The following is a 12,177-nucleotide window of genomic DNA, read 5'->3' as shown; positions in this document are numbered from 1 at the left end:
ATCAGCCGCCTGTCGTCTGGTATTGCCGTTCGAAGACGATTTCGAGGAAATCCGATAACCACGCCCTGAGCGGAGCGTCGAAGAGCATACGGCCTTCGAGATGTTCACTGCCACGCTGCGCGTTCGGCATGGTGAAGCGGCTGGCACCCCGAACCACCCAGCTCTGCATCATCGCCCGTGTCAGTTCTGCGTGGAACTGGATGCCGAAGGCGTTTTCGCCATAGCGGAAGGCCTGGTTGGGATAGGCGTCGCCTTCCGCCAGAAGCTTCGCACCGTGCGGCAGGTCAAAGCCTTCCCGGTGGAAGTGATAGACCATTTGCGGCCAGCGCATCATCTGCCGGCCATGTTCCGTCGGACGCAGCCGATACCAGCCGATTTCCGTAAGGCCTTTCTCATCGGCTGCGACCCGCGCGCCCAGATGGCGGGCCAGCATCTGTGCACCAAGACAGATGCCCAGATAGGGGCGGTTTTCTTTGAGCGGAACCTTCAACCAGTCGATTTCGGCCTGGACGTAATCATGCGGATCGTTGGCGCTCATCGGGCCGCCGAAGACGACGGCGCCGGAATGCCCGGCCAGCGTATCCGGCAGGCTGTCGCCGAGCGCCGGGCGGCGGATATCGAGGTGATAACCCTTCTCGACCAGAATTTGCCCCACGCGCCCCGGACTTGAACGCTCCTGATGTAGGACGATCAGCATCGGTGCGCGGGCAGGCTTGCGGCTGGGGTCGAAAAGCATGGTGCGTTCTGTTCCTTTTGCTGTCAGGCCGGCCCTTCGTCTTGTCGCCGGGCTTCTGCGTCCTGTCGCTGGAGAACCCTGTCCCGACCGGAGACACCGAGCAGATCGGTGATACGCCAGACGATATGGTCCTCGATTTCGTTGCGTGCGCCGTCTGCGTAAGTGATGTCCCACAACAGGCCGACCAGTGCTATCTTTTCGTCTTCCGAAAGGGCGCGGTTGATGACGGACGTGAAGCGGTAATAATCCACCGCTTCGCTTTCCGCCGCTTCGCCTGCCTTCAGCAAAGCCGACAATGCCTCGTCACTCAAGGAATATTGTTGTTTGAGCAAGGTATCGAGGCGTTGACGCTCCGTTTCATCGATGACGCCATCGGCGCGCATGACCTGAATACAGAGCGCGGCAACGGCAACGCGCGGGTCGTTCGTCTCGAAACGCTCCGTTTCTTCACCGCCGGCGAGGGATTTCAGGAAGGACTGGATCTGTTCCCACATGCGCGGTTCTCCGTCAGTAGAGCGGAAGGCGAGTCTTGTCGCCCGATGTTTGGTCAGGCTTCTTCACGCCCGGATCATCCGGTGGGCGCCCGAAGAAGGGTTCCGGCACTGCGGTAACCGGTTCCGTCGCTTCTGGCGCGGCGACGGGCGCCGGTGCCTTCACCACGACAGGAGACGGTTGTGGCGTGACGGGCGCAGGGGGTGCCACGGAAGAGGGTTCTTCCGCGATCGCCTGTTTGACGCCCGGATCGTCCGGCGGGCGTCCGAAGAACGGCATGACTTCGCCCTTGCGATCGGTGACGGTGGTGGCGGCCGCTGGTTCAAGCACCGGATCGGGCCGGATGATGACCGGTTCGGCCTTTGGAGCGGATGCGGACACCGTGCCGGTCTTTGCTTCCGCAGACACCGGCTTGACCGGCGGCAGGGAGGCAAACGCGGCTTCGGCGGCGGACAGGCTGCCTTCTTCCACCGGGCCGGAAAGCTGACCGTAGGGCACTTTCCAATGGAACGCATCCAGCTTGCCGGTGACGGGTGAGGTCGGTCGCCAGGTTTCCGAGACCGCGCCGTCGGCCACCCAGGCGGGATCGCGCGGGGCCTTCAGCGCCTGCGCCATCCAGTGACGGATGCGGGCGTCGTCGCCGGTTTCGGCTTCCTCGATGTCAGCCAGCAGCAGGAAGGCGCTTTCGCGCGGTTCCATGCGGGCGGCGGCCATGGCCTTTTCGCGGGCCTTGGCAAGGTCGCGGGCGGCAAGGGCGGCATCGGCAACCGCCAGCAGCGATTCCACGTGGTTGGGACGCAGCGACTGCAGCCGTTCGGCGCGTTTCAACCGATCCAGCGCGGTGTCGCCGCCACGGGCGCGCACATAGAGAGCAGCCACCTGCGGGTGAGGTTCGATCTTCCAGACCTGCTCCAGAACTGCGGCCGCCTTGCGAAGGTTGTCCTCGCGGACATAGCCCTGCGCGGCGATGAGCGCCGCGGGCACGAAGCCCTTATCGAACTTCAGCGCCTGCACCGCATTATCGCGGGCAACCGCCGGGTCCTTCTCGATGGCTTCGCTGGCCTTGGCGGTCAGGAGAACGGCCCGCAGACGGTTTGCCGTCGGCTTATCCAGCACATGCGCGGCCTTCTGGCGGTCGAGCAGGTCGAGCGCGGCCTGCCAGTTGCCGGATTGCGCATGGTGTTCCAGTGTCGCTTCGGCTGCCCAGGACAGGTAGGGAGCCGCTTCCGCTGCCTGCTCGGCATATTGCCGGGCCGCCTCGTTGGCGCCGAGACGCCGGGCCTCGACATAAAGGCCGCGAAGGCCAAGCTCACGCGTTTCCGGATCGTTGGCCATGGCCTCGAACTTCGCGCGGGCCTCATCATAGCGCCCTTCGATCAGGGCCGCCTGCGCATCGAGCAGCAGGATCAGCGGTTCCTGATCGGCGCGCAGCAGGCCGCGCGAGCGGGCGGCCATCTTGCGGGCCAGCAGCGCATTGCCGGCGCCGGCGGCAATCAGGCCAGTCGAAAGCGCCTGATAACCGCGGTCGCGCTTGCGGGCGCGAAAGAAGCGACGCACGGAATGGGGGGAGGTCCAGACGGTGCGGATGAGCCACCAGACCAGCATGACCGCCGCCACGAAGGCAACGGCGATGGAGGCCGCGACCATCAGGCTCATTTCGATGAGCTGGCCCTGCCAGATGACGGAGAGCGTGCCGGGGCGGTCTGCCAGCCAGGAAAAGCCGAAGCCGAGTGCCAGAACCATGCCGGCGTAAATCAGAAGCTTGATCATTGTGTCGCCTCCCTCACCGTCAGTTTCCCGCCGCGCCAAGCACGGCGTTCTTGAGCGTTGCGCCCACGAGCTTTTCCACCTCGATGCGTGCGGCGAGCGCCTTGCCGAAATCCGGCGCAGCGGCGCGGCCCTCCTCGGGCAGGCGGTTCCACTCGGCAAGGGCTGCGTCGAGATCGCCACCCTTGAGAGCTTCCTCGGCGCGGGCGATGAAGGCCTCCGGCGTGTCGCCTTCCACATGCCCGACCGGGCGGACCTTGACGAGCGAGAGCGCACTCGACCAGAGCCTGTCGACGACGCCTTCGTTCGGGTCGGGCTTGTTCACCACGGCGAGAACCGCATTGGCGGCATCCGGAAAGCTGGCGATCAGCGCCGCGCGGGTCGGCACGCCGGTTTGAGCATAGGGCGTCAGGCCGGCAACGGCGGGCTCGTCTGCCGCAACGCCGGCAAAGGTTTCGAGTTCGGAGACGAAGCTGCCGCCGCGATCAATGGCGGCCTTCAGGCCGGAGGCGGCAATGGCGCGCGCCACCGCATTGCGGTGGGTCGTGTCGTTCACATCGGTCTCGACCTTTTGCAGCCGGTCTATGAGATTGGTCTGGATCGATTGCTGCTTCTCGTCGGCGCCGGCGACGGAGCCTTCAAGCTGGGTCAACTGACCTTCCAGCGCGGCGATCCTGGCTTCCACCGGTGCGAGGTCGACAGGTGCGGCAGCAGGCGCTCCGGGGCCTGCCGCTTCCAGTGCGGTAAGGCGGGCTTCCAGCGCGGATGTATCTGCCGTCGCGCCGGCGGGCCGTGCGGCAAGGGCTGCGATGCTGCTCTTCAACGTGGCGAGTTCCGCCTCGAGCGCTGCCGTGCCGGCAGACGGCTGGGCCGGTGCGGTGGGTGCCGCACCAAGCGAGGGCAGGTAGCCGGCATATTGCATGGAGCCGGCGCCGGCGAGGGCGACAAGGCCGCCGAAAATGCCGGCGGCAATGGCGCCGGTCACAGATGTTCCCGACTTGCGCTCGATCACGGTTGGCGCTGCGACGGGAATCTCCGTCTCGGTTTCCGGCACAGGCTCGGCGGCGAGGGCTTCGGCCGTGCCGATATCCTCGGGCTTTTCCTCGTCGGCTGCCTTGGGCTCATCGGCATTGGGCAATTCCTGGGCGTGATCCGGTCCGGTGGCTGAAACGGGTGTTTCCACCGGTACCGCATCCGGCAGTTCCGTCAGGGCTTCGGAGATGGCATCGCCCGGAGAGGTTGCGGGAATAGCTTCGTTTGCGGCATCGGTCGCCTCCATGTCGATGATGGCCGGTTCCTGCTTCGCTTTGGCGCGACGTGGCGGTTTTTCCGATCCCATGATCTTCCCTCGCAACTGACATTTCGTTTCATGCCGGAATAAAACGCCGTGCATGTCCTCTTCTCAGGAAACCTAGTCAGTGATCCCTCGGAAGGAAAGGGGCTGGATCAATTTTGCGACGAAGGGAGAGGCAGGAGTGAAAGCAGCGTCGTTTCATCCGGCGTGGCCGCGATGGCGATCTGGGCAGCATATTCCGGCGGCACGATGCCGGCGGTGCGGGCGCTGATACAGAGGAACCGAGTGTGGACCAGTGTCCGGTGGCAGTCGGCAAGACCCGGCAGGCGGAAGAAGCGCACGGCACTCTCCCGCGAGTAGAACAATATGGCCTGCGGCGGCGGGGTAAAGGCCGCGTCGATCTGCCCGGCACCGGGCGTAACCGGCTCCATGCGGTAACAGACGGTGATCGTAAGCGGCAGGCCGCTTTCGGCGAGGCTCGTTTCGAGATCCGGCGAACGCGGCTCTCCGGCCAGATAGAGCAGGGCCGGCTTTGCGGGATCGCCGGCAATGCGCGCGGCGAGCGAAAGGCCGGTGCCTTCAGCGGTGACGATATCGGAAAAGCCGGCACGGTGCGCGGCCTCCGCCGTGGCCGGACCGACGCAGAAGATCCGGCGGGCCTTGATGGCGTCCGGAATATTCACGCGCATGCGGAACACTTCGGCGCTGGTGACGACGAGCGCATCGAAGGGCAACTTCAGGGCACGGGAGGCCGCATCGCGGTCATGAACGGCGCGTGACAACGGCAGGAGAACGGGTTCATGTCCCAGCTTCCTCAGCCTTTCGGCTGTGGCATTTGCTGCTGGTTCGGGTCTGGTGACGAGAACGCGCATGACCCCGTCCCGTGCCTCAGCTCCAGTCTTCGAAGAAGCCGGGGCCGGCTGCGGCCTTGATGGTTTCGCCTGCCTCGCGGCCGATGGCGGCGGCATCCGTGGGGCGGCCTTTGCGCTCGATCTCGTGGACCTTGCGGCCATCCGGGGTGAGGATCATGCCGTGGAAGGCGAGCGCGCCGTCCTCAATCCGGGCATAGCCGGCGATCGGCGTGCGGCAGGAGCCATCGAGCGCCCCCAGGAAGGCGCGTTCGCAGGTGACGGCATCGAAGGTCGGCTGGTCGTTGATCGCCGCGAGCAGTTCGGACACGCGGGTGTCCCCGACGCGGCTTTCGATGCAGATCGCGCCCTGCGCGGGAGCCGGCGGGAAATCACGAGGGTCGAGAAGGGCGGTCGGCACGTCTTCGCGGCCAAGACGCCTGAGGCCGGCATAGGCGAGCAGCGTGGCATCCACCTGTCCCTCGGCCAGCTTGCGCAGGCGGGTGTCGACCAGACCGCGGAAGATCACGACGGTGATATCCGGGCGCAGACGACGGATGAGCGCCTGTCGGCGCAGCGATGACGAGCCAATGGTGGCGCCCTGCGGCAGCTCCATCAGCGTCGGCGCGCTGCGGCCGATAAAGGCATCGCGCACGTCTTCTCGTGGCAGATAGGCCGAGAGATAAAGCCCTTCCGGCAGAACGGTCGGCATGTCCTTGGAGGAGTGGACGGCAAAATCCAGGTCGCCGGACAGGAGGCCGTCCTCCAGCTCCTGCGTGAACAGGCCCTTGCCGCCGATTTCCGAAAGCGCGCGGTCTGTGATGCGGTCGCCGGTGGTGGACAGCACCACGATCTCGAACATTTCTTCGGGCAGGTTATGGGCCGCCATCAACCGGGCGCGCGCCTCATGGGCCTGGGCGAGCGCCAGCGGGCTGCCGCGCGTGCCGATCCGGAAAGGTTTTGTTTGCATCCGCGTCATTCCATTGTTACCGGAAACTCCGTATTCCGCTTTTGGCATAACCGCAACCGGTGAAGACGTGTCCCTGATGGAACCTTTGCGCATCCTCGGCATCGAAACAAGCTGCGACGAAACGGCGGCCGCTGTCGTCCTGCGCCATCCCGACGGTCGTGGTGAAATCCTTGGCGACGTGGTGCTTTCGCAGCTTGACGAACACAGCCCCTATGGCGGCGTGGTTCCGGAAATCGCCGCCCGTGCCCATGTCGATGCGCTGGACGGGCTGATCCGCGAAGCGCTCGCCCGCGCCGATTTGCCGCTCTCCGGGGTCGATGCTATTGCCGCCACTTCCGGCCCCGGCCTGATCGGCGGGCTGATTGTCGGGTTGATGACCGGCAAGGCGATGGCGCGCGCCGCCGGCAAGCCACTTTACGCCGTCAACCATCTCGAAGGCCATGCGCTGACGGCGCGGCTGACGGACGGCCTGACCTTTCCCTATCTGATGCTGCTGGTGTCCGGCGGCCATACCCAGCTCGTGCTGGTGCGCGGCGTCGGCGACTACGTGCGCTGGGGCACCACCATCGACGATGCGCTGGGCGAGGCCTTCGACAAGACGGCGAAGCTGCTCGGACTGCCCTATCCGGGCGGCCCGGCGGTGGAGGCGGCGGCGCTCTCCGGCGATCCCAAGCGGTTCGCCTTTCCGCGTCCCATGGTGGGTGAAACCCGGCTCGATTTCTCGTTCTCCGGCCTGAAAACTGCCGTACGGCAGGCCGCGGAAGGGCTTCAGCCTGTGAGCGAGCAGGATGTTTCCGACATCGCAGCCTCCTTCCAGCGCGCCGTCTCGCGCACGCTGGAGGAGCGCATCGGGCGCGGGCTGCAGCGGTTTCGCGATGAGTTTCCCGCGTTCGAAGGTCGTCCGGCGCTGGTCGTGGCGGGCGGAGTGGCTGCCAACAAGGCCCTGCGTCAGACGCTTCTCGATCTCTGCGCAAAGAACGGTTTCGATTTCGTGGCGCCGCCCATCCGGCTTTGCACCGACAATGCGGTGATGATCGCCTGGGCCGGGCTGGAGCGCATGGCGGCGGGTCTTCCCGCCGATCCGCTCGACGTGCAGCCGCGCTCGCGCTGGCCGCTCGATGCCGGTGCGCAGGCGCTGGTCGGTTATGGCAAGCGGGGTGCGAAGGCATGAGCGGGCAGGATCGGGTCGTCGTCATCGGCGCCGGTGCCTTCGGCACGGCGCTGGCCGCCGTCATCGCCTCCACCGGCAAGGCCGAGGTGACGCTGCTCGGGCGCGATGCGGGTACGATGGAAACGCTGGCCACGCTCCGCGTTCATGAAGAGGCGCTGCCGGGGATCGAATTGCCTGAAGCGCTCTCGTTCTCCGCCGATCCCGCGGTTCTTAAAACAGCGGCGACCGTTCTCTTCGTTATGCCCTCGCAGGCGCAGGCCGAAGCAGCCCGTACCTATGGCCCCCATCTGGCGGAGGGCGCAGTGGTCGTGACCTGCGCCAAGGGCATAGACCGTGCATCCTCGCGATTGCTGACGGAGGTTCTGGAAGCGGAACTGCCGCATCATCCCGTGGCGGTTCTCTCCGGTCCCGGCTTTGCTGCCGATATTGCCAGGGGCCTGCCGACGGCCATGGCGCTTGCGGCGGCCGATCTCGATCAGGCGACGGGCCTTGCCCGTCTTCTTTCCGGCCCGACCTTCCGGCTTTATGCCTCCACAGACCGGGTGGGCGTGCAGCTTGGCGGCGCGCTGAAGAACGTGCTGGCGATTGCCTGCGGCATTGTGGAGGGGGCGGGGCTTGGCGAATCCGCCCGCGCGGCGCTGATCGCGCGCGGCCTCGCTGAAATGGGCCGCTTCGTGGCGGCCATGGGCGGAGCTGCGGACACGGTCATGGGACTGTCCGGTCTCGGTGACCTCGTTCTGACCGGCACCAGTCACCAGTCGCGCAACCTGCGTTTCGGCATTTCGCTTGGCCATGGCGAACCGATGGATTTTTCGCGCGGCGGTCTGGTCGAAGGCGCCTTCGCGGCTGCCGTTGCGGCAAGGCTTGCGGAAGGCCGCGGCGTCAGCATGCCCATTACCAATGCGGTTGCCGCCATCATCGATGGCGCGCTTGATATTCCCTCTGCGATCGAGGCGCTGATGTCGCGTCCGATCACCACCGAAAGACACCGTTGAAGGAGTTCGCAAATGCTGTTCGTCGTCCTGTGCAATGACAAGCCCGGCCATCTCGACCTGCGCATGGCCACCCGCCCGCCCCATGTCGAATGGCTGAAGGGTCTCGAAGCCGAAGGAACGCTCAAGGCTGCCGGCCCGTTTCTGGGCGATGACGGCAAGCCGGTCGGCTCGATGCTCATCCTGAAAGCCGAAAGCCTTGAAGCCGCCACGGCGCTTGCCGCGCAGGATCCCTACGCTGGTGCCGGCCTGTTTTCCGATGTCACCGTGCGCCCGTGGAACTGGGTCTTCGTGAACCCCGAGGCTTGACCATGGCGAACTACTGGCTCTTCAAATCCGAACCCTTCAAATGGTCGTGGGAGCAGCAGAAAGCCAAGGGCGAGATCGGCGAGGAATGGACCGGCGTGCGCAACTATCTGGCCCGCAACAATATGCGGACCATGAAGATCGGCGACAAGGGCTTCTTCTACCACTCGAACGAGGGGCTGGAAGTGGTCGGTATCGTCGAGGTCTGCGCCCTGTCGCATCCGGATTCGACGGCTGAGGGCGATGCCCGCTGGGATTGTGTCGATATTCGTGCCGTTTGCGACGTGCCAAAGCCGGTAACACTGAAGACGGTGAAGGCAACGCCGACGCTTGCCAAGATGGCGCTGGTGACCTCCATGCGTCTTTCCGTGCAGCCGGTGACGGAAGAGGAATACTTTGAGGTTTGCCGCATGGGCGGGCTCGATCATCCGCCTCGCTCGCCGGACTGATAACGCCCCCTCTCCTGTTCCTTCTCGCCAGCCCCGGAGGCTTTCATGGCGGTCTTGCAGGCATTCAATGTTGCAACGGATGGGGCGCAGGCGTGGCTTGGCGGCCTCGTCTTTGCCATTGCCTTCGATCGGGACGGGGTGGGGCGAACGCTTTCGAACTGCGATGCCTCGACACTGGAGCAAGGTGTCGGCGAAGGTTGGTTGTGGCTTCATTTCAACCTCGCGGACATGCGCACGCAAACCTTCGTCGGTCGTCATGCGGCATTGTCGGCTCCCGTCCGCACCCTGCTTCTGGATGATGAGGACCGTCATATCGCGGTGGGTGATGCGCAGGCCGTCGGTCTCATCCTCTCCGATTTCCAGACCGAGTTCGATGGCGCCGTCGGTTTCGAACCGGCACGGTTGCGGCTGGCGCTGGGCGACCGGCGGGTCATTTCGGTGCGTCGTCACCCATTGATGTGCGTTGAAAAGGTCCGCCGTGCCGTCGTGTCCGGCCGTCGCATCGAGACACCGGGGGCACTGATCGGTGCGCTGGGCGATGCCTTCATCGATGCCGCATCCGATCATATCGAAACCTTCGCCGACCGGTTCGACGATCTGGAGGACGCGGTGATCGCAGGCCTGAGCGATGCCGGTCATCACAATGTCGCACGAATGCGCCGGACGCTTCTGCGCCTGCACCGCGAGGTCGCGCCGATGCGCTCCCTGATGCGTCGCCTCGGGATGCTGGCCGCCGAGAACCCGACGTCGCCGGCCGTTTCCGCCATCGGTGAGGCGTCGCGGCTGGTCGCTTCTCTGGATGGGCTCGATAACGAGGTCCGCGATCTTCAGGCGCGCGCCCGGCTCATTCGCGAAGAAATCGAGGCGCTTGCGAGCGCCGAAACCAACCGGCAGCTCTTCATTCTGTCGGTTCTCTCGGCGGTCTTTCTCCCGGGCACGCTGGTCACCGGCCTTTTCGGCATGAACACCAAGGACCTGCCTTTTGCGGAAACGGCGGGTGGCTTCTGGTTCGCGCTGGGCTTCGTGGGGCTCGCGACCGCTTTCGTCATCTTCATCATCCGCTGGCTGGGAGGGCGCCGTTGATCGACAAGCGCGCGTTCATTCTCGACAATACGGGGCTGGCGCAGCCGCCGCATGTGCCGGAGATTTCGCTGTATCTCGCTTCGGAAGCCCATGATCTCTGGTTGAAGACCGAGGACGAACTGGAAGAGATCGGCTTACCGCCACCCTTCTGGGCCTTTGCCTGGGCCGGCGGACAGGGGCTTGCGCGTTTCGTGCTGGAACATCCGAGTATAGTGGAGGGCAAGCGCGTCCTCGATTTCGCTTCCGGCTCCGGTATCGTCGGGATTGCGGCGATGAAGGCGGGGGCGGCGGAGGTTATCGCCGCCGATATCGATCCCTTTGCCGAAGCGGCAATTGCGCTTAACGCCGGAGTGAACGGCATAACGCTCGGCTTTTGCGGTGAAGACCTGATCGGTCGCGACGAAGGCTGGGACGTGATCCTTGCCGGCGATGTCTTCTACGACAAGGCCTTCGCGGGCGCGCTCATTCCATGGTTTGCGGCCCTGTGCGATCGAGGTGCGGTCGTGCTGGCGGGTGATCCGGGCCGGGCCTACCTGCCCAAGGAGCGGCTGCAGCCGGTCGCGACCTATCAGGTGCCGGTGACCCGCGCACTGGAAGACAGCGAAGTGAAACGCACGACGGTGTGGCGCTTCACCTGAACGTTTAGGGACGGATCACGCAGACGCCGGCCTCGTAGCTGCAACGCGCCTCGCGTGCATCGATGATGCGGGCGGGCCGCCGCTTTTCCTGCGGTGCGAAATCCGGACGTGCGTCCCGATCGATCGAGAAATAGGTGCCGTGGCGAAAGCTGACGGCGGACACCGCACCGGCATAGGTATCGCCCCAGCGGGTCATCGATGGCAGGTTTGCTGCACCCCGGTCGCCCTGGGCGAAATATTCGCCGGCCTGTGCCGATACGGTCGAGGCCGCAAGGCCGACAAAGGCTGCGAAGGCGCCGTTGCGAAAACGGTGAGGCATGGCTTTTCCTCCCAAACGTTTGTTCCAGGACTTTAACGAATTGCTAACCTCGCATATGTTGCAGATGAGGGCGAGGGGAAGGGCGTATCGATTTTTCTGCACAGGTGATTCGTTTTTGCGCCAATCCGGCGGGTCTCCCGACCCTAGGTCATTGGGCGAACCAATCGATTAAATTCCTGACGGCGAAAACATAGTGCTTGTCGAGGCGTCCTTTGTTGTTCTAAAGGTCCGGACTGACGCGATACATGGTAAAACCGGGGATGTATCGCCGGGAGGGATGCCCCGAAAATCGAAGCGCACTTTAACGCCGCGAGGTTCTGATGGCGAATGTGACAAATAATCGGCCTTTGTCGCCGCATCTTCAAATTTACAAACCGATTCCGACGATGATTTCGTCGATTGTGCACCGCATCACCGGTGGCGCGCTTTATTTCGGTACGTTGCTCGTGGTCTGGTGGCTGGTTGCCGCCGCGTCGGGCGATGCCTATTACGCCTGGGTTCAGTGGGCTATGGGCACGTTCATCGGCAAGATCGTGCTGCTCGGCTACACTTGGGCACTCGTCCACCACATGCTCGGCGGCCTACGCCACTTCATGTGGGATGCCGGCTATGGTTTCGAAAAGCACTTTTCCACCAAGCTTGCCAAGGCCACCTTTGTCGCTTCGATCTGTCTGACGGTCCTCATCTGGATCATCGGCTACATTGTCTGGTGAGGAGATCCAACATGAGCGATATGCGTACCCCTCTGGGTAAGGTTCGCGGACTGGGCTCCGCCAAGGATGGCACCGAGCATTTCTGGCGCCAGCGCGTGACGGCGGCTGCCAATGTGCCGCTTCTCATCTTCTTCGTCATCTTCCTGCTGAAGTATGGCGGCGCTCCGCATGCGGAAGTTGTGGCGGCGCTTGCGAACCCGTTCGTGGCCGTTACGATGGGTCTCGTCGTGATCTCGGGCATCATTCACATGAAGCTCGGCATGCAGGTCATCATCGAGGACTATATCCACGTTGAATGGCGCAAGGTCGTCCTTCTGATGCTGAACACGTTTTTCTCGATTTTCGTGGCGGGTCTCTGTCTCTTCGCCATTCTGAAGATCGCATTCGCAGGATAATCCA

At 64.3% G+C, this 12,177-nt stretch carries 15 protein-coding genes; 8 read left to right on the top strand and 7 right to left on the bottom strand.

What is annotated here, in order from left to right; all coding sequences use genetic code 11:
* Position 1: 1 nt before the first annotated feature.
* The 6 genes from GGQ66_RS12365 to hemC all read right to left on the bottom strand — a co-directional run bounded on the left by GGQ66_RS12365 (position 2) and on the right by hemC (position 6,107).
* A complete protein-coding gene (locus GGQ66_RS12365; RefSeq protein WP_183792931.1) occupies positions 2 to 736 on the bottom strand; it encodes a glutamine amidotransferase in 735 nt (244 codons plus the stop codon).
* A 23-nt stretch (positions 737 to 759) separates the two neighbouring features.
* Positions 760 to 1,230: a tellurite resistance TerB family protein gene (locus GGQ66_RS12360; protein WP_183792929.1), complete on the bottom strand. Its 471-nt coding sequence runs from the start codon at positions 1,228 to 1,230 to the stop codon at positions 760 to 762.
* 13 nt (positions 1,231 to 1,243) lie between these two features.
* Positions 1,244 to 2,998 carry a heme biosynthesis protein HemY gene (locus GGQ66_RS12355; protein ID WP_183792927.1) on the bottom strand — a complete coding sequence of 585 codons (1,755 nt, stop codon included), beginning with the start codon at positions 2,996 to 2,998 and terminating at the stop codon, positions 1,244 to 1,246.
* Positions 2,999 to 3,017: 19 nt separating this feature from the next.
* Positions 3,018 to 4,334 (bottom strand): COG4223 family protein, encoded by a 1,317-nt coding sequence (locus tag GGQ66_RS12350; RefSeq protein ID WP_183792925.1) that lies wholly within the window; start codon positions 4,332 to 4,334, stop codon positions 3,018 to 3,020.
* A 107-nt stretch (positions 4,335 to 4,441) separates the two neighbouring features.
* The gene (locus GGQ66_RS12345) at positions 4,442 to 5,161 is read right to left on the bottom strand and encodes a uroporphyrinogen-III synthase (protein WP_183792923.1); all 720 of its coding nucleotides are present in this window, start codon (positions 5,159 to 5,161) and stop codon (positions 4,442 to 4,444) included.
* Between the two features lie 16 nt (positions 5,162 to 5,177).
* Positions 5,178 to 6,107, bottom strand: coding sequence for a hydroxymethylbilane synthase (gene hemC, locus GGQ66_RS12340; protein WP_183792922.1), 930 nt, complete (start codon positions 6,105 to 6,107; stop codon positions 5,178 to 5,180).
* A gap of 76 nt (positions 6,108 to 6,183) precedes the next feature.
* On the opposite strand from hemC, the gene tsaD reads away from it, so the two are divergent.
* The 6 genes from tsaD to GGQ66_RS12310 are packed head-to-tail and all read left to right on the top strand — an operon-like array spanning position 6,184 to position 10,746.
* On the top strand, positions 6,184 to 7,278 hold the full coding sequence (tsaD, locus tag GGQ66_RS12335) for a tRNA (adenosine(37)-N6)-threonylcarbamoyltransferase complex transferase subunit TsaD (RefSeq protein ID WP_183792920.1): 1,095 nt from the start codon (positions 6,184 to 6,186) through the stop codon (positions 7,276 to 7,278).
* Complete coding sequence (locus GGQ66_RS12330) at positions 7,275 to 8,273, top strand: NAD(P)H-dependent glycerol-3-phosphate dehydrogenase (RefSeq protein WP_183792918.1); 999 nt, start codon at positions 7,275 to 7,277, stop codon at positions 8,271 to 8,273. Before tsaD ends, GGQ66_RS12330 begins: the two co-directional genes overlap by 4 nt.
* Positions 8,274 to 8,285: 12 nt before the next feature.
* A complete protein-coding gene (locus tag GGQ66_RS12325; RefSeq protein WP_183792916.1) occupies positions 8,286 to 8,579 on the top strand; it encodes a YciI-like protein in 294 nt (97 codons plus the stop codon).
* A 2-nt stretch (positions 8,580 to 8,581) separates the two neighbouring features.
* On the top strand, positions 8,582 to 9,025 hold the full coding sequence (locus tag GGQ66_RS12320) for an EVE domain-containing protein (protein WP_183792913.1): 444 nt from the start codon (positions 8,582 to 8,584) through the stop codon (positions 9,023 to 9,025).
* Positions 9,026 to 9,070: 45 nt separating this feature from the next.
* A complete protein-coding gene (locus tag GGQ66_RS12315) occupies positions 9,071 to 10,108 on the top strand; it encodes a CorA family divalent cation transporter (RefSeq protein ID WP_183792912.1) in 1,038 nt (345 codons plus the stop codon).
* A complete protein-coding gene (locus GGQ66_RS12310) occupies positions 10,105 to 10,746 on the top strand; it encodes a class I SAM-dependent methyltransferase (RefSeq protein WP_183792910.1) in 642 nt (213 codons plus the stop codon). Before GGQ66_RS12315 ends, GGQ66_RS12310 begins: the two co-directional genes overlap by 4 nt.
* A 4-nt stretch (positions 10,747 to 10,750) precedes the next feature.
* On the opposite strand, the gene GGQ66_RS12305 is transcribed toward GGQ66_RS12310, so the two are convergent.
* A complete protein-coding gene (locus GGQ66_RS12305) occupies positions 10,751 to 11,065 on the bottom strand; it encodes a hypothetical protein (protein ID WP_183792908.1) in 315 nt (104 codons plus the stop codon).
* A gap of 320 nt (positions 11,066 to 11,385) precedes the next feature.
* On the opposite strand from GGQ66_RS12305, the gene sdhC reads away from it, so the two are divergent.
* Positions 11,386 to 11,778 carry a succinate dehydrogenase, cytochrome b556 subunit gene (gene sdhC, locus GGQ66_RS12300; RefSeq protein ID WP_183792906.1) on the top strand — a complete coding sequence of 131 codons (393 nt, stop codon included), beginning with the start codon at positions 11,386 to 11,388 and terminating at the stop codon, positions 11,776 to 11,778.
* An 11-nt stretch (positions 11,779 to 11,789) separates the two neighbouring features.
* The gene (gene sdhD / locus GGQ66_RS12295) at positions 11,790 to 12,173 is read left to right on the top strand and encodes a succinate dehydrogenase, hydrophobic membrane anchor protein (protein WP_183792904.1); all 384 of its coding nucleotides are present in this window, start codon (positions 11,790 to 11,792) and stop codon (positions 12,171 to 12,173) included.
* Positions 12,174 to 12,177: the final 4 nt, after the last annotated feature.

The sequence above is a fragment of the Allorhizobium borbori genome (assembly GCF_014196535.1).
Classification (GTDB): domain Bacteria; phylum Pseudomonadota; class Alphaproteobacteria; order Rhizobiales; family Rhizobiaceae; genus Ectorhizobium; species Ectorhizobium borbori.
This window is presented reverse-complemented; position numbering and strand designations above follow the sequence as displayed.